This window comes from Pseudomonas cichorii (assembly GCF_003700275.1).
Lineage (GTDB): Bacteria > Pseudomonadota > Gammaproteobacteria > Pseudomonadales > Pseudomonadaceae > Aquipseudomonas > Aquipseudomonas cichorii_B.
In genome coordinates this window covers 50,286-72,307 of sequence record NZ_RBRE01000090.1, presented here as the reverse complement: position 1 = coordinate 72,307, position 22,022 = coordinate 50,286, and the positions used below count along the sequence as shown (strand labels likewise).

The 22,022-nt window shown below is 57.8% G+C and carries 24 protein-coding genes and 1 tRNA gene; 22 read left to right on the top strand and 3 right to left on the bottom strand.

What is annotated here, in order from left to right; genetic code table 11:
• Positions 1 to 546 precede the first annotated feature (546 nt).
• Together ALQ04_RS24060 and ALQ04_RS24055 are read right to left on the bottom strand one after the other, a co-directional pair.
• Positions 547 to 954, bottom strand: coding sequence for a hypothetical protein (locus ALQ04_RS24060; protein WP_122318221.1), 408 nt, complete (start codon positions 952 to 954; stop codon positions 547 to 549).
• 325 nt (positions 955 to 1,279) lie between these two features.
• Positions 1,280 to 1,364: transfer RNA gene (locus tag ALQ04_RS24055), tRNA-Leu, on the bottom strand.
• 117 nt (positions 1,365 to 1,481) lie between these two features.
• Here ALQ04_RS24055 and queA point away from each other — a divergent pair.
• The 6 genes from queA to ALQ04_RS24025 all read left to right on the top strand — a co-directional run bounded on the left by queA (position 1,482) and on the right by ALQ04_RS24025 (position 7,676).
• Complete coding sequence (gene queA / locus ALQ04_RS24050; protein WP_122318219.1) at positions 1,482 to 2,546, top strand: tRNA preQ1(34) S-adenosylmethionine ribosyltransferase-isomerase QueA; 1,065 nt, start codon at positions 1,482 to 1,484, stop codon at positions 2,544 to 2,546.
• Positions 2,547 to 2,560: 14 nt separating this feature from the next.
• Positions 2,561 to 3,676, top strand: a complete 1,116-nt coding sequence (gene tgt, locus ALQ04_RS24045; protein ID WP_122318217.1) for a tRNA guanosine(34) transglycosylase Tgt — start codon at positions 2,561 to 2,563, stop codon at positions 3,674 to 3,676.
• A gap of 53 nt (positions 3,677 to 3,729) precedes the next feature.
• Positions 3,730 to 4,065 carry a preprotein translocase subunit YajC gene (yajC, locus tag ALQ04_RS24040; protein ID WP_122318215.1) on the top strand — a complete coding sequence of 112 codons (336 nt, stop codon included), beginning with the start codon at positions 3,730 to 3,732 and terminating at the stop codon, positions 4,063 to 4,065.
• Between the two features lie 62 nt (positions 4,066 to 4,127).
• Positions 4,128 to 5,996 (top strand): protein translocase subunit SecD, encoded by a 1,869-nt coding sequence (gene secD / locus ALQ04_RS24035; RefSeq protein ID WP_122318213.1) that lies wholly within the window; start codon positions 4,128 to 4,130, stop codon positions 5,994 to 5,996.
• Positions 5,997 to 6,005: 9 nt separating this feature from the next.
• On the top strand, positions 6,006 to 6,917 hold the full coding sequence (gene secF / locus ALQ04_RS24030; RefSeq protein WP_122318212.1) for a protein translocase subunit SecF: 912 nt from the start codon (positions 6,006 to 6,008) through the stop codon (positions 6,915 to 6,917).
• Positions 6,918 to 7,136: 219 nt separating this feature from the next.
• Complete coding sequence (locus tag ALQ04_RS24025; protein WP_122318210.1) at positions 7,137 to 7,676, top strand: glycine zipper 2TM domain-containing protein; 540 nt, start codon at positions 7,137 to 7,139, stop codon at positions 7,674 to 7,676.
• A gap of 109 nt (positions 7,677 to 7,785) precedes the next feature.
• Here ALQ04_RS24025 and suhB read toward each other — a convergent pair whose 3' ends face one another.
• The gene (suhB, locus tag ALQ04_RS24020; RefSeq protein ID WP_122318225.1) at positions 7,786 to 8,601 is read right to left on the bottom strand and encodes an inositol-phosphate phosphatase; all 816 of its coding nucleotides are present in this window, start codon (positions 8,599 to 8,601) and stop codon (positions 7,786 to 7,788) included.
• 214 nt (positions 8,602 to 8,815) lie between these two features.
• Here suhB and trmJ point away from each other — a divergent pair, with 214 nt between their 5' ends.
• The 16 genes from trmJ (at position 8,816) to hisS (ending at position 22,019) form a co-directional block, all read left to right on the top strand.
• Positions 8,816 to 9,589: a tRNA (cytosine(32)/uridine(32)-2'-O)-methyltransferase TrmJ gene (gene trmJ, locus ALQ04_RS24015; RefSeq protein WP_122318208.1), complete on the top strand. Its 774-nt coding sequence runs from the start codon at positions 8,816 to 8,818 to the stop codon at positions 9,587 to 9,589.
• On the top strand, positions 9,589 to 10,365 hold the full coding sequence (gene cysE / locus ALQ04_RS24010; RefSeq protein WP_122318206.1) for a serine O-acetyltransferase: 777 nt from the start codon (positions 9,589 to 9,591) through the stop codon (positions 10,363 to 10,365). Before trmJ ends, cysE begins: the two co-directional genes overlap by 1 nt.
• A gap of 157 nt (positions 10,366 to 10,522) precedes the next feature.
• Positions 10,523 to 11,014 (top strand): Fe-S cluster assembly transcriptional regulator IscR, encoded by a 492-nt coding sequence (gene iscR, locus ALQ04_RS24005; protein ID WP_122318204.1) that lies wholly within the window; start codon positions 10,523 to 10,525, stop codon positions 11,012 to 11,014.
• Positions 11,015 to 11,058: 44 nt separating this feature from the next.
• The gene (locus ALQ04_RS24000; RefSeq protein ID WP_122318202.1) at positions 11,059 to 12,273 is read left to right on the top strand and encodes an IscS subfamily cysteine desulfurase; all 1,215 of its coding nucleotides are present in this window, start codon (positions 11,059 to 11,061) and stop codon (positions 12,271 to 12,273) included.
• A gap of 84 nt (positions 12,274 to 12,357) precedes the next feature.
• A complete protein-coding gene (gene iscU, locus ALQ04_RS23995; protein WP_002552476.1) occupies positions 12,358 to 12,744 on the top strand; it encodes a Fe-S cluster assembly scaffold IscU in 387 nt (128 codons plus the stop codon).
• 44 nt (positions 12,745 to 12,788) lie between these two features.
• Entirely contained in the window at positions 12,789 to 13,112 is a 324-nt protein-coding gene (gene iscA, locus ALQ04_RS23990; protein WP_122318200.1) for an iron-sulfur cluster assembly protein IscA, read from the top strand.
• 11 nt (positions 13,113 to 13,123) lie between these two features.
• Positions 13,124 to 13,645 carry a co-chaperone HscB gene (gene hscB, locus ALQ04_RS23985; protein WP_122318198.1) on the top strand — a complete coding sequence of 174 codons (522 nt, stop codon included), beginning with the start codon at positions 13,124 to 13,126 and terminating at the stop codon, positions 13,643 to 13,645.
• 44 nt (positions 13,646 to 13,689) lie between these two features.
• A complete protein-coding gene (gene hscA, locus ALQ04_RS23980; RefSeq protein WP_122318197.1) occupies positions 13,690 to 15,552 on the top strand; it encodes a Fe-S protein assembly chaperone HscA in 1,863 nt (620 codons plus the stop codon).
• A gap of 3 nt (positions 15,553 to 15,555) precedes the next feature.
• Positions 15,556 to 15,897 carry an ISC system 2Fe-2S type ferredoxin gene (gene fdx, locus ALQ04_RS23975; RefSeq protein ID WP_025258837.1) on the top strand — a complete coding sequence of 114 codons (342 nt, stop codon included), beginning with the start codon at positions 15,556 to 15,558 and terminating at the stop codon, positions 15,895 to 15,897.
• Between the two features lie 14 nt (positions 15,898 to 15,911).
• Positions 15,912 to 16,112 (top strand): Fe-S cluster assembly protein IscX, encoded by a 201-nt coding sequence (gene iscX, locus ALQ04_RS23970; RefSeq protein WP_025258838.1) that lies wholly within the window; start codon positions 15,912 to 15,914, stop codon positions 16,110 to 16,112.
• Between the two features lie 93 nt (positions 16,113 to 16,205).
• The gene (gene ndk, locus ALQ04_RS23965; protein WP_002552482.1) at positions 16,206 to 16,631 is read left to right on the top strand and encodes a nucleoside-diphosphate kinase; all 426 of its coding nucleotides are present in this window, start codon (positions 16,206 to 16,208) and stop codon (positions 16,629 to 16,631) included.
• 32 nt (positions 16,632 to 16,663) lie between these two features.
• Positions 16,664 to 17,812 carry a 23S rRNA (adenine(2503)-C(2))-methyltransferase RlmN gene (gene rlmN / locus ALQ04_RS23960; RefSeq protein ID WP_122318196.1) on the top strand — a complete coding sequence of 383 codons (1,149 nt, stop codon included), beginning with the start codon at positions 16,664 to 16,666 and terminating at the stop codon, positions 17,810 to 17,812.
• A 13-nt stretch (positions 17,813 to 17,825) separates the two neighbouring features.
• On the top strand, positions 17,826 to 18,584 hold the full coding sequence (gene pilW, locus ALQ04_RS23955; RefSeq protein WP_122318195.1) for a type IV pilus biogenesis/stability protein PilW: 759 nt from the start codon (positions 17,826 to 17,828) through the stop codon (positions 18,582 to 18,584).
• A complete protein-coding gene (locus ALQ04_RS23950) occupies positions 18,584 to 19,594 on the top strand; it encodes a RodZ family helix-turn-helix domain-containing protein (protein WP_122318194.1) in 1,011 nt (336 codons plus the stop codon). Before pilW ends, ALQ04_RS23950 begins: the two co-directional genes overlap by 1 nt.
• Before the next feature lie 3 nt (positions 19,595 to 19,597).
• Entirely contained in the window at positions 19,598 to 20,707 is a 1,110-nt protein-coding gene (gene ispG / locus ALQ04_RS23945) for a flavodoxin-dependent (E)-4-hydroxy-3-methylbut-2-enyl-diphosphate synthase (RefSeq protein ID WP_122318193.1), read from the top strand.
• Between the two features lie 22 nt (positions 20,708 to 20,729).
• A complete protein-coding gene (hisS, locus tag ALQ04_RS23940) occupies positions 20,730 to 22,019 on the top strand; it encodes a histidine--tRNA ligase (RefSeq protein WP_122318192.1) in 1,290 nt (429 codons plus the stop codon).
• Positions 22,020 to 22,022 lie beyond the last annotated feature (3 nt).

Genomic DNA, 22,022 nt, shown 5'->3' with positions numbered 1-22,022 from the left:
TTTGTTTTTATGGCCTTATATGCGAGACTAAAGCGCGGCCTTTCTATATATAAATAAGTAATTTAAATAAATAAAAGCTTAAGAAAGGTGAAATTGAAATTTCACATTATTCAGAAGGATTTTAAAGTGTTGGAGCTAAGAGCAAAAGCACACACCATTCTGGTGCGCTTCGCGCTTGAAAGGCAGGATAGTAGAGCATAACGTCAGGTTTGACGTACTAAAGGCCGTTTTTAGCTCTTAAAGCTGTTCAAAGGTCAAATTGCATGACCAAAAGAAATAAGAGCCTAAAAACCCTATTTTTGTGTCAAAAAACCCCACAAACGGCACTTGTGCCGCCCAGCACAAAAAATACTTATTTTTACTATGTAGGACGTACTGATGGGTTAAAGGAATTATCCGGCCCCAAAAGCACGGGTACAAGTCCCCGTGCCTTTGGCTGCCCCTGTTAAAAACGCTCAGAATGCTATGTGGGCGAGGACCAATGGGTAAATTTTTGGGTAGAAAGGATGAAGATATTTCTTGCTGTCCGTTGCTAAAATTTTTGATTTAGTCTTTGCCGTCATGGCCTAAAAGGTTAGTGTTGTAGCTGGTCATGTGAGGTATGATGTTTTGGCAATTTGAAACGAAATGGTTTGTCATGCTAGCGTTTTGAGTCGAAAAGTGCATTTGCATGCCGAACCAGTTGTTATTGTAATTTTGTTGAGTGGCTGCATTGTTGTTGTTTAAGTTTATATTAAAGTTTGTATTGTTTGTGTGCATGGTTGACTGTAGCTGTGCGTCAATTTCAGCAAGTTTTACGCTTTTTTCTGTATCCTCTCTCTGAATTTCAACGTCGCACTTAATTTTTAGAGCGACTAAGTCTGCATGCTTAATGATAAGTTCAACGTTCTCCGGATGCTTTGAGATAGCCTTTTCAAGAATCTCAATGCGCTTGGTGAATTCTTCGTCGGTCATGGTGATCTTCGCCTCGGTATACCCCAGTTACCTAAATGGATCATACCCCAGTGGTGCCTTTGTGGGGCATTGATGAGCGCTTAGGGCTTCCTCCGGCATACAGGGGCTTGAGGGGCTTGGCGTAGGAGGTTTGCTCTGACGGCGAGCTTTGTCAGGTCGGTTGCGGGGAGAGCTGGGGGCAATGCAACCAAAAGGCACGAGGTTGCGTGCCAAGGCGGGCTTTGAGGAGGGGAAGGAGGGGAAAAAGGATAGATTTTTTGGATAGAAAAAGGTGTAGAAATTTCTTTCTACCCCTTCTCTAAGTCCTTGAAAACAAGGAATATGATGGTGCCCCGAGGGAGACTCGAACTCCCACTCCTTTCGAAAACGGATTTTGAATCCGCCGCGTCTACCAATTCCGCCATCAGGGCTCAATGGCGGCGAAGTATAGGGATGCGCATATCATTGGTCAACAAGGTTTTTTGCAGGTTTTTTACTAATCCTTCCAAACCGGATAAACTCCCCGGCCCTGCTTATCGAACACCATCATGCGCGTTGCTGACTTTACCTTCGATCTTCCTGATTCCCTGATTGCTCGCCACCCGCTGGCCGAGCGGCGCAGTAGTCGTCTGTTGACCCTGGATGGGGTGAGCGGCGCGCTGGCGCATCGTCAATTCACTGATTTGCTTGAACATTTGCGCCCCGGCGATCTGATGGTGTTCAACAATACCCGCGTCATTCCCGCACGGCTGTTCGGGCAGAAGGCGTCCGGCGGCAAGCTGGAGATTCTGGTGGAGCGGGTGCTGGACAGCCATCGGGTGCTGGCGCATGTGCGGTCGAGCAAGTCGCCCAAGCCGGGTTCGTCGATTCTGATCGACGGCGGTGGCGAGGCCGAGATGGTGGCGCGCCATGACACGCTGTTCGAGTTGCGCTTTGCCGAAGAGGTGTTGCCGCTGCTTGATCGGGTCGGGCATATGCCGTTGCCTCCTTATATAGATCGTCCGGACGAAGGCGCGGACCGCGAGCGTTATCAGACGGTCTATGCGCAGCGTGCCGGTGCGGTGGCTGCGCCAACCGCGGGCCTGCATTTCGATCAGCCGCTGCTGGAGGCGATTGCCGCCAAGGGCGTCGAGACGGCGTTCGTGACGCTGCATGTGGGCGCTGGCACCTTTCAGCCGGTGCGTGTCGATCGCATTGAAGATCACCACATGCACAACGAATGGCTGGAAGTCAGTCAGGAAGTGGTCGATGCCGTGGCGGCGTGTCGTGCGCGTGGCGGGCGGGTGGTTGCGGTCGGGACCACCAGCGTGCGTTCGCTGGAGAGTGCCGCCCGTGATGGCGTGCTGAAACCGTTCAGTGGCGACACCGATATCTTTATTTACCCGGGCCGACCGTTTCATGTGGTCGATGCCCTGGTGACCAATTTCCATTTGCCTGAATCCACGCTGTTGATGCTGGTTTCGGCGTTCGCCGGTTATCCCGAAACCATGGCGGCCTACGCGGCGGCCATCGAGCATGGGTACCGCTTCTTCAGTTACGGTGATGCGATGTTCATCACCCGCAATCCTGCGCCGACCGCCCCGCAGCAATCGGCCCCAGAGGATCAAGCATGAGTCGCACCTGTCGTATGTCTTTCGAGTTGCTGGCCACCGACGGCAAGGCCCGTCGCGGCCGCTTGACCTTCCCCCGTGGCGTGGTGGAAACCCCGGCGTTCATGCCGGTGGGCACCTATGGCACGGTCAAGGGCATGCTGCCTCGCGATATCGAGGCCACCGGCGCGCAGATCATTCTGGGTAACACCTTTCACCTGTGGCTGCGTCCGGGCACCGAGGTCATCAAGGGCCACGGCGACCTGCACGATTTCATGCAGTGGAAAGGCCCGATCCTGACCGACTCCGGCGGTTTCCAGGTGTTCAGCCTCGGCGCGATGCGCAAGATCAAGGAGGAGGGCGTGACCTTCGCTTCTCCGGTCGACGGTTCCAAGGTGTTCATGGGCCCGGAAGAGTCGATGCAGGTCCAGCGCGATCTGGGCTCGGATATCGTGATGATCTTCGACGAATGCACGCCGTACCCGGCGGATGAAGATGTGGCGCGGGTGTCGATGGAGCTGTCGCTGCGCTGGGCCAAGCGCTCGAAAGTCGCCCATGGCGAGAGCACTGCGGCGCTGTTCGGTATCGTGCAGGGCGGTATGCATGAAAACCTGCGCATGCGTTCGCTCGAAGGCCTGGATCAGATCGGCTTCGATGGCCTGGCCATTGGCGGCCTGTCGGTGGGCGAGCCCAAGCACGAGATGATCAAGGTGCTGGATTATCTGCCAGGCCAAATGCCAGCAGACAAACCTCGTTACCTTATGGGGGTAGGCAAGCCCGAAGATCTGGTTGAGGGTGTGCGCCGCGGAGTCGACATGTTCGACTGCGTGATGCCGACTCGCAATGCCCGCAACGGTCATCTGTTCATCGACACCGGTGTGCTGAAGATCCGTAATGCGTTCCATCGCCATGATGATTCGCCGCTGGATCCGACCTGTGACTGCTACACCTGCCAGAACTTCTCCCGCGCTTATCTGCATCATTTGGACAAGTGCGGTGAAATGTTGGGGAGCATGCTCAATACGATCCACAATTTGCGGCATTACCAGCTACTTATGGCTGGTTTGCGTGAGGCTATTCAACAAGGTACATTGGCCGCCTTCGTCGATGCCTTCTATGCCAAACGCGGCCTTCCAACGCCGCCGCTTGGCTGAAACAGAACCGATTTTTCGTGTTTCTTATACTAATTATGCAATTGGAGCGCTAAATGAGCTTTTTCATCTCTCCCGCTTTCGCGGATGCTGCTGCACCGGCTGCCGGTCCTGCGGGCACCGGTTTTGAGTGGATCTTCCTGGTCGGTTTCCTGGTCATCTTCTATCTGATGATCTGGCGCCCACAGGCCAAGCGCGCCAAGGAGCAGAAAAGCCTGCTCAGCAACCTGCAGAAAGGCGATGAAGTCGTGACCACTGGCGGTATCGCCGGCAAGATCACCAAGGTTACCGATGACTTCGTTGTTATCGAGGCTTCCGACACTGTCGAGCTGAAAATCCAGAAGGGCGCTGTCGCTGCCACTCTGCCAAAGGGCACCCTGAAAGCGATCTGAGTACCATCTTTTACCAATCGACGGGGCGCGCAAGGCGCCCCGCGTTCTAAGCGGGCGGCGTGATGCTGAACAAATACCCTCTGTGGAAATACGTACTGATCCTGGCGGTGCTGGCGATCGGTTTCATTTATTCCGCACCCAATCTCTACCCTGACGATTCGGCTATCCAGATCAGCGGCGCCAGTACTGCGCTGCAGGTCAGTCAGGCTGATCTGGATCGTGCAGGCAAGGCGCTTGCCGATGCCGGTATCTCGGTCAAGGCCTCTTCTCTGGCTGAGAATGGCAAGGGCGGTTTGTTGCGTCTGAGCAAGCAGGAAGATCAATTGCCAGCCAAGGATGTGGTGCGCAAGGCTTTGGGTGATGACTATGTCGTCGCGCTCAACCTGGCCCGTACTACCCCGACATGGTTGCGTAACCTGGGCGCAAGCCCGATGAAGCTGGGTCTGGACCTTTCCGGTGGTGTGCACTTCCTGCTGGAAGTGGACATGGACAAGGCCATCGATGCACGCCTGAAAGTCTATGAAGGCGAAGTCAAGACACTGCTGCGCAAGGAAAAGACGCGCTATCGCAGTCTTCCACAAGTCAACAATGTCATTCAGTTGGGTTTCACTGATGATGCCGAGCGTGAACAGGCGCGTGCCCTGATCCGCAAGAGCTTCACCGACTTTGAAGTCACGCCTGCCGAGTTGAACGGTATTCCTGTTCTGCGTCTGGCCCTGACTGCACCCAAGCTGGCTGAAATTCGTGAATACTCCATCAAGCAGAACCTGACCACGGTACGTAACCGGGTCAACGAGCTGGGTGTAGCCGAGCCTCTGGTCCAGCGTCAGGGCGCCAACCGTATCGTGGTTGAGCTGCCGGGCGTGCAGGACACTGCCGAAGCCAAGCGTATTCTCGGCAAGACTGCCAACCTCGAGTTCCGCCTGGGCGCAGGTCCTGAGGACTCCAAGGGCGCTACCGAGATGTTCGAGTTCCGCGAAGGCGGACGTCCGGCTGCCGCGGTCGAGCGTGGCCTGATCATCACCGGTGACCAGGTGACCGACGCCAAGGCGAGCTTCGACGAGCATGGTCGTCCACAGGTGAACATCAACCTCGATGGTCACGGTGGCGAGCTGATGAGCCGCGCAACCCGCAGCAATGTGGGTCGCAGCATGGCAGTGATCTTCATCGAGCAGCGTCCGACCACGACCTATGTCAAGCAGATGGTCGATGGCGTCGAGAAAGACGTGGCGGTGCAGACCTTCAAGGAAGACAAGAAAATCATCAGTCTGGCGACCATCCAGTCGCCGCTGGGCAGTCAGTTCCGGATTACCGGGCTGAACGGCCAGGGTGAATCTTCCGAGCTGGCGCTGCTGCTGCGTGCCGGTGGTCTGGCTGCGCCGATGTACTTCGCTGAAGAACGCACCATCGGTCCAAGCCTGGGTGCCGACAACATCACCAAGGGTGTCGATGCTTCCCTGTGGGGCATGTTGTTCGTTTCGCTGTTCATCATGGCGATCTACCGCTTCTTCGGTCTGATCGCGACTGTTGCGCTGGCCTTCAACATGGTCATGCTGCTGGCCTTGATGTCCTTGCTGGGTGCGACACTGACCCTGCCGGGTATTGCCGGTATCGTCTTGACCATGGGTATGGCGGTCGACGCCAACGTGCTGATCTTCTCGCGGATTCGTGAGGAAATCGCCAATGGCATGAGCGTGCAGCGTGCAATCAACGAAGGTTTCGATCGTGCCTACACGGCGATCCTCGACGCCAACCTGACGACGCTGCTGGTCGGCGGCATTCTCTTTGCGATGGGCACCGGCCCCGTCAAAGGGTTTGCGGTGACCATGTCGCTCGGGATCTTTACCTCGATGTTCACGGCCATCATGGTGACCCGCGCAATGGTCAACCTGATCTACGGCGGTCGTGACTTCAAGAAGTTGTGGATTTAAGGGGCTGCCATGTTACGTACCATCAACTTCATGGGCGTTCGCAATGTTGCGTTCGCCATTACCATGCTCCTTACCGCACTGGCGTTGTTCAGCTGGTTCCATAAAGGGCTCAACTTCGGTCTGGACTTCACCGGCGGTACGCTGATCGAGCTGACCTACGAGCGTCCTGCCGACCTCGGCAAGGTGCGTGAGGAGCTGGCTTCGGCGGGTTACCACGACGCCGTGGTGCAGAGCTTCGGCGCGACCACCGACTTGCTGGTGCGCATGCCGGGTGAAGACCCGCAACTGGGCACTCAGGTCGCTGAAGCGCTGCGCAAGGTAGGTGCCGATAACCCGGCAACCGTCAAGCGTGTCGAGTTCGTGGGGCCACAGGTCGGCGAGGAGCTGCGTGACCAGGGCGGTATCGGCATGCTGCTGGCGCTCGGCGGCGTTCTGCTCTATCTGGCGTTCCGCTTCCAGTGGAAGTTTGCGGTCGGCGCGATCATCTCGCTGATTCACGACGTGGTCGTGACCCTGGGTATCCTGTCGTTCTTCCAGATCACCTTCGACCTGACGGTGCTGGCGGCGGTGCTGGCGATCATCGGTTACTCGCTGAACGACACCATCGTGGTCTTCGACCGGGTCCGTGAAAACTTCCGCCTGCTGCGCAAGGCTTCGCTGATCGAGAACATCAACATTTCCACCACCCAGACCTTGCTGCGTACCATCGCGACATCGGTTTCCACCTTGCTGGCAATCATTGCGCTGTGGGTGTTCGGTGGCGACAGCCTGGAAGGCTTCTCCATTGCGCTGTTCATCGGTGTTCTGGCGGGTACTTACTCGTCCATCTACATCGCCAACGTGATGCTGATCTGGCTGAACCTCACCACTGAGGATCTGATTCCTCCGGTTGTGACGGAGAAGGTTGACGATCAGCCATGATCCTGGTGGCAGCGAATTCATTGGCGAATGCCCTGATATTTGAATGATCGGGGATGTTCGCGGATGAATCCGCTCCTACGGGGTTGTGTGGATTTGTTCACGAAAACAACACGTTGTAACGAAAAAGGCGCGAGTTCGGAACTCGCGCCTTTTTTCATGCTCCAAGGCTAGGCAGTGCGTAGGAAAGAATCTACGCGTCCGTAGGTCAGGAGGTTCAAAGTGAACAAGTCTCTGTTGGTTGGTGCTGTGCTGGGTGCTGCTGTCGTTACCGCTGGTGGCGCTGTTGCCACCTACAGCCTGGTCAAGGGCGGCCCAGAGTATGCAGATGTATTGGCCGTCGAGCCGATAAAAGAGCAAATCAAGACCCCGCGTGAGGTCTGCAAGGATGTAGCCGTTACCCATCGTGCTCCCGTGAAGGACGAGCATCAGATCGTGGGTAGCGTGATCGGCGCTGTGGCGGGTGGCTTGCTGGGTAATCAGGTTGGCGGTGGTAATGGCAAGAAGATTGCTACGGTGGCCGGTGCTGTTGGTGGTGGTTATGCCGGTAACAAGGTTCAGGAAGGTATGCAGAACCGCGACACCTACACCACGACTGAAACCCGTTGCAATACCGTCAACGATATCAGCGACAAGGTTGTGGGTTACAACGTCAAGTACAAGTTGAACGAGAAAGTCGGTCAGGTTCGTATGGAAAATGACCCGGGTAATCAGATCCCTGTGGACAAGAATGGTCAGTTGGTTCTGAGTCAGGCTCAATAAGTTGTGATGTGGGAGCGGATTTATCCGCGAAAGATCGCGAATGAATTCGCTCCTGCAGTGTTCAGGGCATAAAAAAACCGGCTTTCGCCGGTTTTTTTATATCTGCTGCTTAGCGTTTCAGCGAAGGTGGCAGGTGTGGAGCGATGGCGGTCAGAACAGCCTTGAAGCATTTAGTGTTGCCAGCAACGATATGGCCTTTTTCCAAGAAGTCGTGACCGCCTGTGAAATCGCTGACCAGACCGCCTGCTTCCTGAATCAGCAGGGCGCCTGCAGCCATGTCCCATTCGGACAGGCCCGATTCCCAGAATGCATCGAAGCGACCGGCTGCAACATAAGCCAGGTCCAGGCTGGCGGAGCCTGCGCGGCGGATGCCGGCGGTCTGGCCAACCAGGCTGCGGAACATGCCTAGGTAGTTTTCCAGGCCGTCCATCTGCTCGTCGCGGAACGGGAAGCCGGTGCCCAGCAATGCGCCTTCAAGGCTCTTGCGCTGGCTGACGCGCAGGCGACGACCGTTCAGTGCGGCGCCACGGCCGCGGCTGGCGGTGAATTCTTCCTGGCGAACCGGGTCGAGAACGACGGCGTGCTCAAGACGGCCGCGGTATTTGCAGGCGATGCTGACAGCGAAATGCGGGATGCCGCGAACGAAGTTGGTGGTGCCGTCCAGCGGATCGATGATCCACAGGTAATCGGTGCCTTCGCCGCTGCCTGCGTGCAGGCCGCTTTCTTCGCCGAGGATGCCGTGGGTAGGGTAAGCCTTGCGCAGGGCGGTGATGATGCTCTGCTCGGCGGCACGGTCGATTTCCGTGACGTAGTCTTTGGCTTCTTTTTCGTCAACCTTGATGGTATCCAGGCGCTCGATGGAGCGGAAAATCAATTCGCTGGCGCTGCGGGCGGCGCGCAGCGCGATATTCAGCATGGGCTGCATGGACATTTCACCTAAGGTTGTTAAAGAGAGCCGGACATTCTATGGGTTACATCAAATTATTTCCAGCCCTGACGTTGTCGTCCTGATCAGGTTTTGTGCTTTTTGAGGGTGCTCGATTGATGGTCCGGGTTCGCAAGCCTTCAAGGGTTCATAGCGTTAACGGGGCAGGTTCTGTAATATTTCCACCCCTAAATTTGGTCAGTGAGCGCTCGCATTGCTGCAGAACATTCGTGTTGTCCTGGTCGGCACTACCCATCCCGGAAATATCGGTGGGGCTGCGCGTGCCATGAAAAACATGGGGCTTTCGCGCCTGGTACTGGTTGAGCCGCGCGTTTTCCCTTCTCCCGATGCCGATGCGCGAGCGTCCGGTGCTGGCGATATTCTGGAGGGCGCGCAGGTAGTGGCGACTCTCGAAGAGGCGCTGGTCGGCTGTAGTCTGGTGCTGGGCACCAGTGCCCGTGACCGCAGCTTGCCATGGCCGATGCTGGATCCGCGTGAGTCCGGCGTGAAGGTCGTCGAGCAGGCAGGGCAGGGCGCCGAGGTGGCGCTGGTCTTTGGTCGTGAGCACGCCGGCCTGACCAACGAAGAGTTACAGCGCTGTCATTACCATGTGCATATTCCGTCCGACCCGACATTCAGCTCGCTGAATCTGGCGGCTGCGGTCCAGGTGCTGAGCTATGAGGTACGCATGTCCTGGCTGGCGGCGCAACAGTCGTCGCAGGACGGAGAGGTGGTTCAGGCTGCTTCGGCGCGCAATGCCGAGTTGGCGACCATGGACGAGATGGAAGGCTTTTATGCACATCTGGAAGCGTCACTGGTCGCCATTGGCTTTCTCGATCCGGAAAAGCCCCGGCACTTGATGGCGCGGCTGCGCCGGCTGTATGGCCGCAGCGAAGTGGAGCGCTCCGAGTTGAGCATTCTGCGCGGCATTCTCACCGAGACCCAGAAAGCGGCTCGTGGTGAACCCTACAAGCGAAAGGATCAGTGATGTTCGAGCGTTTGCGAGAAGATATTCAAAGTGTGTTCCATCGTGATCCTGCTGCACGCAATGCTTTCGATGTACTGACCTGCTATCCGGGCATGCACGCCATCTGGCTGCACCGGATGGCGCACATTCTGTGGCGCAATGGCTGGAAGTGGCTGGCGCGGATGGTTTCCAACTTCGGTCGCTGGATGACCGGCATCGAGATACATCCGGGGGCGCGGATCGGTCGTCGTTTCTTCATCGATCACGGGATGGGAATCGTGATCGGCGAAACCGCCGAGATCGGCAACGATGTCACGCTCTATCAGGGCGTAACTCTGGGCGGCACCAGCTGGAATGCCGGCAAGCGTCACCCGACGCTGGAAGACGGTGTGGTGGTCGGTGCCGGTGCCAAGGTGCTGGGGCCGTTTACCGTTGGTGCAGGCGCCAAGATCGGTTCCAATGCGGTGGTCACCAAGGCCGTGCCGGCCGGTGCGACGGCGGTGGGTATTCCGGGGCGTATCATTGTGAAGTCCGATGACGAGGTGGAAGCCCGGCGCAAGGCGATGGCAGAAAAGCTGGGCTTCGATGCCTATGGCGTCAGCGCCGACATGCCGGACCCGGTTGCGCGGGCCATTGGTCAGTTGCTCGATCATCTGCAGGCCGTGGATGCGCGCCTGGAAGACATGGGCGGTGCTCTGGGCAGGCTGGGCAGCGATTACTGCGCCAGGGAGCTGCCGGAGTTGCGTGATGAGGTCTTCGACTGCGTCAAGGACAAGAGCGAAGAGAAGGCTGGCTAGCGCTCGCCGTACATGAGGCGTGTCAATACGACGCGCCTTTGCTATGATACTGCCCGCTATTTTAGCTAATCCCGACTATTCCACTAGGTCTAATAGTTGACTTAAATACTCGGGAATAGCATACTCGCTCCCATTCCGAACCTCTGCGGTACATGTCATGCGACTGACTACAAAAGGCCGATACGCTGTAACAGCAATGCTTGACCTGGCATTGCATGCGCAGCACGGGCCAGTGTCTCTGGCCGATATCTCCGAGCGGCAAGGCATTTCCCTGTCTTACCTTGAGCAACTGTTCGCCAAGCTGCGTCGTGGCAATCTGGTTTCCAGCGTGCGCGGTCCTGGTGGTGGTTACCAGTTGTCCCGCGACATGCAGGGCATCCAGGTCGCCCAGGTGGTCGATGCGGTCAATGAGTCGGTCGATGCCACTCGTTGCCAGGGTTTGGGTGACTGTCACGCTGGCGATACCTGCCTGACCCACCATTTGTGGTGTGACCTCAGCCAGCAGATTCACGAATTTCTAAGCGGTATCAGCTTGGCGGATCTTGTTACTCGCCGTGAGGTGCAGGAAGTCGCCCAGCGCCAGGATCTGCGCCGCAGTAATAACAGTGCGTCGCAGCTGGGTAAGATTGAAACGTCCGCCGTCGAATGAACGCAGATGAATGAGCGGTGCGCCTGCCTGATAGGAGAGATTCAATGAAGTTGCCGATTTACCTCGATTACTCCGCGACGACGCCGGTCGATCCGCGCGTAGCGCAGAAAATGATGGATTGCCTGCTGGTTGACGGAAACTTCGGCAACCCGGCCTCGCGTTCCCACGTGTTTGGCTGGAAGGCCGAAGAGTCGGTCGAGAACGCCCGCCGTCAGGTCGCCGACCTGATCAACGCCGACCCGCGTGAAATCGTCTGGACATCCGGTGCGACCGAGTCCGATAACCTGGCGATCAAGGGCGTTGCGCATTTCTACGCCACCAAGGGCAAGCACATCATCACCTCCAAGGTCGAGCACAAGGCTGTTCTCGACACCACGCGCCAACTGGAGCGTGAAGGTTTTGAAGTGACCTACATCGAGCCGGGCGAAGACGGCCTGATCACTCCTGCGATGATCGAAGCTGCCCTGCGTGACGACACCATTCTGGTTTCGGTCATGCACGTCAACAACGAGATCGGCACCATCAACGACATCGCGGCCATCGGTGAGCTGACCCGTTCACGCGGCGTGTTGTTCCATGTCGATGCTGCACAGTCCACCGGCAAGGTTGAAATCGATCTGGCCAGCCTCAAGGTTGACCTGATGTCGTTCTCGGCCCACAAGACCTACGGTCCGAAGGGTATCGGTGCTCTGTACGTAAGTCGCAAGCCGCGTGTTCGCCTCGAAGCGACCATGCACGGCGGCGGTCACGAGCGCGGCATGCGCTCCGGCACCCTGGCAACTCACCAGATCGTCGGCATGGGCGAAGCGTTCCGTATCGCCAAGGAAGAGATGGCCAGCGAGAACGTCCGTATCAAGGCCCTGAGCGACCGCTTCTTCAAGCAGGTCGAGGATCTGGAAGAGCTGTACGTCAACGGCAGCCTGACTGCTCGCGTACCGCACAACCTGAATCTGAGCTTCAACTATGTCGAAGGCGAGTCGCTGATCATGGCACTCAAGGATCTGGCGGTTTCGTCCGGTTCGGCCTGTACTTCGGCATCGCTTGAGCCGTCCTACGTGCTACGCGCCCTTGGTCGTAATGACGAACTGGCACATAGCTCGATACGCTTCACCTTTGGTCGTTTCACTACCGAAGAAGAAATCGATTACGCCGCGCAGAAGGTTTGCGAGGCTGTTACCAAGCTGCGCGCTCTTTCGCCGCTGTGGGACATGTTCAAAGACGGCGTCGATATCTCCAAGATCGAGTGGGCGGCGCACTAATTTAAAGTCGCCGCCAGACAGGCCGGGTGCAACGTTGTTGGCCTGGTCTGTAGAGCGACTCCCTGATGTGAGAGGAACAGAATCATGGCTTACAGCGAAAAGGTCATTGACCACTACGAGAACCCGCGCAACGTTGGCAAGATGAACGCGGAAGATCCTGATGTTGGCACCGGCATGGTCGGCGCTCCGGCTTGCGGCGACGTAATGCGCCTGCAGATCAAGGTCAACGAGCAGGGCGTCATCGAAGACGCCAAGTTCAAGACCTACGGCTGCGGCTCGGCAATCGCTTCCAGCTCCCTGGCGACCGAGTGGATGAAAGGCAAGACTCTGGATGAAGCAGAGACCATCAAGAACACTCAGCTGGCTGAAGAGCTTGCTCTGCCTCCGGTAAAGATTCACTGCTCGGTACTCGCGGAAGACGCCATCAAGGCGGCAGTTCGTGACTACAAGCAGAAGAAAGGCTTGCTGTAACAAGCGGTCTTTTCAGAAAAGCTGGCGACAAGAAAGGAGTTCCGATGGCTATCAGCATGACAGAAGCTGCCGCTAACCACGTACGTCGTTCCCTTGACGGGCGCGGCAAGGGTGATGGCATTCGTCTTGGTGTTCGTACTACAGGCTGTTCAGGTCTTGCCTATGTGCTCGAGTTCGTCGATGAGGCGGGCAACGAGGACACCGTGTTCGAGATGCATGGCGTGAAAGTGATCATCGACCCTAAAAGTCTGGTCTACCTCGACGGCACCGAACTCGATTTCGTCAAGGAAGGTTTGAACGAAGGCTTCAAGTTCAATAACCCCAACTCGCGCGGTGAGTGCGGCTGCGGCGAAAGCTTCAACGTCTGAGGCTTTTATTCGTGGGTACTCCTTGTCACTTTGCCCTGTTCGATCTCAAGCCCGATTTCCGTCTTGATCTCGACCAGTTGGCGACGCGCTACCGTGAGCTGGCGCGCAGCGTACATCCGGACCGTTTTGCTGATGCCTCCGAGCATGAGCAGCGTCTGGCGCTTGAGCAGTCCGCACGCCTCAATGATGCCTATCAGACCCTCAGGAGTGCTCCGAAAAGAGCGCGTTACCTGCTGGTCATGAAAGGCGATGAGGTGCCGCTGGAAGTCACCGTGCATGATCCCGATTTTCTTCTGCAGCAGATGCAGTGGCGCGAAGAGTTGGAAGATCTGCAGGACGAGGCTGATCTGGCCGGTGTCGCGGTTTTCAAGCGCCGCCTCAAAAGCGCTCAGGATGAACTGAACGATAGCTTCGCCGCCTGTTGGGACGATGCTGCACAGCGCGAGCACGCCGAACGGCTGATGCGGCGTATGCAGTTCCTCGACAAGCTCTCTTACGAAGTGCGCCAGCTTGAAGAGCGCCTCGACGATTAACCCCGTGCCGCCCCGGCCGCACGCCTGTGATTATTCAGAAAAGCATGGCCTTACTGCAGATCGCTGAACCCGGGCAAAGTCCTAAACCGCACCAGCGCCGTCTGGCTGTCGGCATTGACCTGGGGACTACCAATTCGCTGGTCGCTGCCTTGCGCAGCGGTCTTTCCGAGCCTCTGGCCGACGCGCAAGGGCAGGTCATCCTGCCGTCCGCCGTGCGCTACCACGCCGACCGTGTCGAAGTGGGGCTGTCAGCCAAGGCTGCCGCTTCGGTCGATCCGTTCAATACCGTGCTGTCGGTAAAGCGTCTCATGGGGCGCGGCTTGTCCGACGTGAAGCAATTGGGCGAGCAGCTGCCTTATCGCTTTGTCGAAGGCGAATCGCACATGCCGTTCATCGACACCATCCAAGGGCCGAAAAGCCCGGTCGAGGTGTCGGCGGATATTCTCAAGGTCTTGCGTCAGCGTGCCGAGGCCGCTTTGGGTGGCGATCTGGTTGGTGCGGTGATAACCGTGCCGGCCTATTTCGATGACGCCCAGCGTCAGGCGACCAAGGATGCCGCAAGGCTGGCGGGCCTCAATGTGCTGCGCCTGCTCAATGAGCCAACCGCGGCTGCCGTGGCCTATGGCCTGGACCAGAAAGCCGAAGGCGTTGTCGCCATCTACGATCTGGGCGGCGGAACCTTCGATATTTCCATTCTGCGCCTGACTGGCGGTGTCTTCGAGGTGTTGGCCACTGGCGGTGATACTGCATTGGGTGGCGACGATTTCGACCACGCGATTGCCAGCTGGATCATTGCCGATGCCGGTTTGTCGTCGAGCCTCGATCCTGCCGTGCAGCGCAGCCTGTTGCAGGCTGCGTGTGCGGCCAAGGAAGCACTGACCGATGCCGATTCGGTCGAAGTCGTGCATGGCGACTGGCGTGGCGTGCTGACCCGCGAAGCGTTCAATGCCTTGATCGAGCCGATGGTAGCGCGCAGCCTCAAGTCCTGCCGCCGTGCCGTTCGTGACTCGAACATCGAGCTGGAAGAAGTCGAGGCGGTGGTCATGGTCGGTGGTTCGACCCGTGTGCCGCGTGTTCGCGAAGCAGTGGCCGAGTTGTTCGCTCGCCAGCCGCTGACCAGTATCGATCCGGATCAGGTGGTGGCCATCGGTGCTGCGGTCCAGGCCGATACCCTGGCCGGCAACAAGCGCGATGGCGAAGAATTGTTGCTGCTCGATGTGATTCCGCTCTCGCTGGGGCTGGAAACCATGGGTGGCCTGATGGAAAAGGTCATTCCGCGCAACACCACCATTCCAGTGGCTCGCGCCCAGGAGTTCACCACCTACAAGGACGGCCAGTCGGCCATGATGATTCATGTCCTGCAGGGCGAGCGTGAACTCATCAGCGATTGCCGTTCCCTGGCGCGCTTTGAGCTGCGCGGCATCCCGCCTATGGTGGCTGGTGCGGCGAAGATTCGGGTCACCTTCCAGGTCGACGCCGATGGTTTGCTCAGTGTGTCTGCCCGCGAACTGGGTTCGGGTATCGAGTCGAGCATTCAGGTCAAGCCGTCCTATGGCCTGACTGATGGCGAGATTACCCGCATGCTCAAGGATTCGTTCGAGTACGCCGGTGACGACAAGGTTGCCCGGGTGCTGCGTGAACAGCAGGTCGATGCCCAGCGTCTGGTCGAGGCGGTCGAGGCGGCGCTTGAAGTTGACGGCGAGCGTCTGCTCGATGCCGAAGAGCGGATGGTGATCGAGCTGCAACTGAAAGATTTGCGTGAATTGATGCAAGGCACCGATGGCCCGGCCATCGAGCAACAGACCCGACGTCTGTCGCAGGTGACCGATGCATTTGCTGCCCGACGCATGAATTCGACGGTGAAAGCCGCACTCGCGGGGCGCAACCTGAATGATATTGAGGAATAAGTAATGCCGCAGGTGATTTTTCTGCCCCACGCCGAGCATTGCCCGGATGGGTTGGTTGTAGAGGTTGAGCCCGGTACGTCTATTCTTGAAATCGCTCACGATAACCATATCGAGATCGAGAGTGCCTGTGGCGGTGTCTGTGCCTGCACAACCTGCCACTGCATCATTCGCGAGGGTTTCAACTCGCTGAACGAGGCGGACGAGCTGGAAGAAGATATGCTGGACAAGGCCTGGGGCCTTGAAGTGCATTCTCGCCTGTCCTGTCAGGCAATCGTCGGAAATGAAGACCTGACCGTTGAAATTCCGAAGTATTCGCTCAACCATGCTGCCGAAGCGCCGCATTGATTCAAGGAACGCTCATGAGTCTGAAATGGGTCGATGTGCTGGAAATCGCGATTCAGTTGTCTGAAACCAGACCTGATGTCGATCCGCGCTACGTGAATTTTGTCGATCTGCGCAACTGGGTAGCCGAGCTGCCCGGCTTCGACGACGAACTCAATCGCGGCGGAGAAAAGGTCCTGGAAGCCATTCAGGCGGCCTGGATCGAAGAAGCTGACTGAACCTGTAACGCAAGCAGTTAGGCAATACACCAGAACCCGCGTATAATTCGCGGGTTTAATTTTTCGCTTTAATCACCGTTTCTGGAGTTTCACATGGCTGTTCAACGTACTTTCTCCATCATCAAGCCTGACGCCGTTGCTAAAAACGTAATCGGCGAGATCACCACTCGTTTCGAAAAAGCCGGTCTGCGCGTCGTTGCTTCCAAGCTGAAGCAACTGTCCAAGGCTGAAGCTGAAGGTTTCTACGCTGAGCACAGCGCTCGTGGCTTCTTCGGCGACCTGGTTGCCTTCATGATCTCCGGTCCTGTCGTTGTTCAGGTTCTGGAAGGCGAAAACGCTATCGCTCTGAACCGTGAGCTGATGGGCGCTACCAACCCTAAAGAAGCTGCTGCCGGCACCATCCGTGCTGACTTCGCTGATTCCATCGACGCCAACGCTGTTCACGGCTCGGACTCCGAAGCTGCTGCCGCTCGCGAAATTTCGTACTTCTTCGCAGCTACAGAGGTAACCGCTCGCTAAGTCCTGCCGACTAACGAGTGAAGGGTGAATTCATGATTGCATCGACTGGTAAAACCAACCTCCTGGGCCTGACTCAGCAGGAAATGGAGAAATTCTTCGACTCTATCGGGGAGAAGCGCTTCCGTGCCGGTCAGGTCATGAAGTGGATTCACCACTTTGGCGTCGATGATTTCGACGCCATGACCAACGTCAGCAAGGCATTGCGCGAAAAGCTCAAGGCCTGTTCCGAAATCCGTGGTCCTGAAGTCGTCAGCGAGGACATTTCCAGCGATGGCACCCGTAAATGGGTAGTGCGTGTGGAGTCCGGCAGCTGCGTCGAAACCGTCTATATCCCCCAGGGCAAGCGCGGCACCTTGTGTGTTTCGTCCCAGGCGGGCTGTGCCCTGGATTGCAGTTTCTGCTCCACCGGCAAACAAGGCTTCAATAGCAACCTGACCGCCGCCGAAGTCATCGGCCAGGTCTGGATTGCCAACAAATCCTTTGGCAGTGTCCCGGCAACCGTCGACCGTGCCATCACCAACGTGGTGATGATGGGCATGGGTGAGCCGCTGCTGAACTTCGACAATGTCATTGCCGCCATGCATCTGATGATGGATGACCTGGGCTATGGCATTTCCAAACGCCGCGTGACCTTGTCCACTTCCGGCGTGGTACCGATGATCGATGAGCTGTCCAAGCACATCGACGTGTCGCTGGCCCTGTCGCTGCATGCGCCCAATGACGCACTGCGCAACCAGTTGGTGCCAATCAACAAGAAATACCCGCTGAGTGTCCTGCTCGATTCCTGCCGTCGCTACATGTCCAGCCTGGGCGAGAAGCGCGTGCTGACCGTCGAGTACACCCTGCTCAAGGATGTCAACGACAAGGTCGAGCATGCCATCGAGATGATCGAGCTGCTCAAGGACACCCCGTGCAAGATCAACCTGATCCCGTTCAACCCGTTCCCGCATTCCGGTTACGAGCGTCCGAGCAACAATGCGATACGTCGTTTTCAGGACCTTTTGCATCAGGCAGGCTATAACGTCACTGTGCGTACTACTCGTGGCGAGGACATCGATGCTGCATGCGGCCAGCTGGTCGGGCAGGTAATGGACCGCACACGCCGTAGCGAACGCTATATTGCAGTGCGTGAGTTGCATGCCGACGCCGACGTGGCTCCAGGCACTGCTGCTCGAACCTGACCGAGAGGACTCCATGTCTGTGCGTGCCTTGTTGTTGTCATGCTTCGTTATCTTGCTGGTAGGGTGCGTTTCGACAGGGCATGTCGATCCCCTCAAGACCCCTCAGGGGCGTGACGAGGCTCGCAAGGCATATGTGCAGCTGGGGCTTGGCTATTTTCAGCAGGGCCAGACCGAACGCGCCAAGGTTCCGCTGAAAAAGGCGCTGGAGCTCGACAGCTCCGACCCTGCCGCCAATGCTGCGCTGGCGCTGGTGTTCCAGGCTGAAATGGAACCCGAACTGGCCAACCAGCATTTTCTCAAGGCACTTTCCGCAAGCAACAACGACGCCCGTATCGTCAACAACTACGGCAGTTTCCTCTACGAACAGAAGCGTTATCAGGAAGCCTACGAACGTTTCCAGCAGGCAGCTGCCGACAACCTGTATCCTGAGCGGTCACGGGTCTTTGAAAGCCTGGGCATGACCGCCCTGAAGCTGAACAAGCGCGAGGAAGCGCGGGAACACTTCACCAAGGCCCTGCGCCTTGATCGTCAACAGCCACGTTCCTTGCTGGAAATGGCTGAGTTGTCTTACGAAGACGGGCATTATGTGCCGTCGCGTGACTATTACGACCGTTTTAGCCAACTCAGCGAGCAGAATGCACGTAGTCTGTTGCTCGGCATTCGATTGGCCAAGGTCTATGACGACCGTAACAAGGCAGCCAGTTTTGGCTTGCAACTAAAAAGACTCTATCCCGGTACGCCGGAATATCAGCAATACCTGTCGGAGCAATGATGAAAGCGGCGCATCCCGAAGTTGTAGCAACCACTCGCGTGAATCCTGGTGAAACCTTGCGTCAGGTCCGTGAGAGCAAAAACTGGTCGCTGCCAGATGTGGCTTTGAGGCTGAATCTCACCGTGACTTCCCTGACCCATCTGGAGAACGGGAATTTCGACAAGCTGCCCGGCCATACCTTTGCCCGGGGCTATGTGCGTGCCTACGCCAAACTGCTGGAGCTCGATCAGGCCGCGCTGGTCGATCAGTTCGATCAATACACCGGTACCGACGGCAAGGGCAGCTCCGTGCATGCTCTGGGCCGTATCGAAGAGCCGGTGCGTCTTTCCCACAACATCCTGCGCATTGTCAGCCTTCTGCTGTTGATGGTTCTGGTCGGTGGTGGCTTCTTCTGGTGGCAGGATCAGACGTCCATGCGTGGCAAGGATCAGGCTGGTCTGAGTCTGGAGCATGTCGAGGTCGAAAGCGCCGATGGCACCACCCAGATCCATCCGCTGGATGAGGCGGAAGACCAGGCCGTTGCCGAGAACAAGCCGGCCAACGAAGCGCCACTGCCTCTGACGCCAAGCGCGCCAACTGAAACCCCGGCTACTGCGCCAGCGCCACAGGCTCAGGCACCGGTTGCCCCTGCACCGACTGCTCCGGCACCTGCTCCGACTCCAGCAGCGCCTGCGGTTGCCGCTACACCTGCGCCGTCTGTCGCGCCGGTTGCCCCGGTCGTGCCTTCAACGCCTGCCGAGCCTGTCGAATCAGCATCGATACCTGCCGGTTCCGGCCAGATCAAGGTGCAGTTCACTGCCGATTGCTGGACCCAGGTTACCGATGGCAATGGCAAGGTGCTGATGAGCGGCCTCAAGCGCAAGGGTGATAATCTGGACGTCGCTGGCAAGCCGCCGCTGACCTTGCGTCTTGGTTACGCACGGGGTGCGCAAGTCAGTTATAACGGCGAGCCTGTAGACGTAGCTCCCTTTACCAGCGGCGAAACTGCTCGCCTGAAACTAGGGCAATAAGTCATGCACGGCGAATCTCCCATCAAGCGTCGCGAATCCCGCAAGATCTGGGTCGGCTCCGTTCCAGTCGGCGGCGATGCGCCGATTGCCGTTCAAAGTATGACCAACAGCGACACCAACGATGTCGCTGCCACCGTTGCGCAGATCAATCGTCTTGAAGCCGCTGGCGTCGATATCGTGCGGGTTTCTGTCCCCGATATGGACGCTGCCGAGGCATTCGGCCGGATCAAGCAACTGGTCAAGGTTCCCCTGGTCGCCGATATCCACTTCGATTACCGCATTGCCTTGCGCGTGGCCGAGCTGGGTGTCGACTGCCTGCGTATCAACCCCGGCAACATTGGCCGCGAAGACCGTGTGCGCGCGGTGGTCGATGCCGCCCGTGATCGCGGCATCCCGATCCGCATCGGCGTGAACGCCGGTTCGCTGGAAAAGGATCTGCAGAAGAAGTACGGCGAGCCAACGCCCGCAGCCCTGGTCGAGTCTGCCATGCGCCATGTCGAGCATCTGGATCGCCTGGATTTCCAGGACTTCAAGGTCAGTGTCAAGGCGTCCGACGTGTTCATGGCCGTCGAAGCCTATCGCCTGCTGGCCAAACAGATTGTCCAGCCGCTGCACCTGGGTATCACCGAAGCTGGCGGATTGCGCTCAGGCACGGTGAAATCGGCGGTCGGCCTCGGTATGCTGCTTGCCGAAGGGATTGGCGATACTATCCGCATCTCGCTGGCCGCTGATCCGGTCGAAGAGGTGAAAGTCGGCTACGACATCCTCAAGTCCCTGCACCTGCGTTCCCGTGGTATCAACTTCATCGCCTGCCCGAGTTGTTCGCGGCAGAACTTCGATGTGGTCAAGACCATGAACGAGCTGGAAGGGCGTCTTGAAGATCTGCTGGTGCCGCTGGACGTGGCGGTCATCGGTTGTGTGGTCAACGGTCCCGGCGAAGCCAAGGAGGCGCATATCGGCCTCACGGGTGGTACGCCGAACCTGATCTACATCGACGGCAAGCCTGCGCAGAAACTGACCAACGACAATCTTGTGAACGAGCTTGAACGCTTGATTCGCGAGAAAGCGGCCGAAAAAGCTGAAGCCGACGCATCCGTTATCGTGCGTGGCTAATCAAGATTGCTAAGGATTTTTTGTGAGTAAGTCTCTGCAAGCCATTCGTGGCATGAACGACATCCTGCCCGAGCAGACCCCGCTGTGGCGTCATTTCGAGGGCACTGTTGCGCGTTTGCTGGATAACTACGGTTATCGGCAGATCCGTATGCCGATCGTCGAGTTCACCGACCTGTTCAAGCGCTCCATCGGCGAAGTCACCGATATCGTCGAAAAAGAGATGTACACCTTTGCCGACCGCAACGGTGATTCCCTGACCCTGCGCCCCGAAGGCACTGCCGCGTGCGTGCGTGCGGTTCTTGAGCACGGCATCACCGGTGGCGGTCAGGTGCAGAAACTGTGGTACATCGGCCCGATGTTCCGCCACGAACGTCCTCAGAAAGGCCGTTATCGCCAGTTTCACCAGATCGGTGTCGAAGTCTTCAACCTCGACGGTCCCGATATCGATGCCGAGCTGATTGTCCTGACCTGGCGCCTGTGGGGCCTGTTGGGTATCCGCAATGCCGTCAAGCTGGAGCTCAACAGCCTGGGCACCAGCGAAGCGCGTGCGCGCTATCGCGATGCGCTGGTGGAGTTCCTGTCGGCGCGTCTGGAGCAACTGGACGAAGACAGCCAGCGTCGCCTCAAGACCAACCCGCTGCGGGTGCTGGATACCAAGCATCCGGATACCCAGGCCGTACTGGTCGATGCGCCGAAGCTGGCCGACTATCTGGACGACGAGTCGCGCATTCACTTTGAAGGCCTCAAGGCGCGTCTGGATGCTGCCGGTATTCCTTATGTCATCAACCCGAAACTGGTGCGTGGCCTGGATTACTACAGCAAGACCGTTTTCGAGTGGGTGACCGATCAACTGGGCGCTCAGGGCACTGTATGTGCCGGTGGCCGTTACGACGGTCTGGTCGAGCAGATGGGCGGCAAGCCGACGGCAGGCGTTGGTTTCGCCATGGGCATCGAGCGTCTGGTGCTGCTGCTGGAAACCCTTGAACAGGTCCCGGAAGAAATCTCCCGCCAGGTCGATGTCTACCTGTGTGCCTTCGGTGAAGCTGCCGAACTGGCTGCACTGACACTGGCCGAGCGTGTGCGTGACCAGTTGCCGAATCTGCGCTTGCAGGTCAATGCCGGGGCTGGCAGCTTCAAGAGCCAGTTCAAGAAGGCCGACAAGAGCGGTGCGCTGTATGCGCTGATCCTCGGTGACGAAGAACTTGCCCGGCAGCAGATAGGCGTCAAGCCGCTGCGTGGGCAGGGCGAACAACAAGATATTGCCTGGGATGCTCTGTCCGAGCACCTGGCCTCCTGCGTCGTGCAGGGTTGAAGC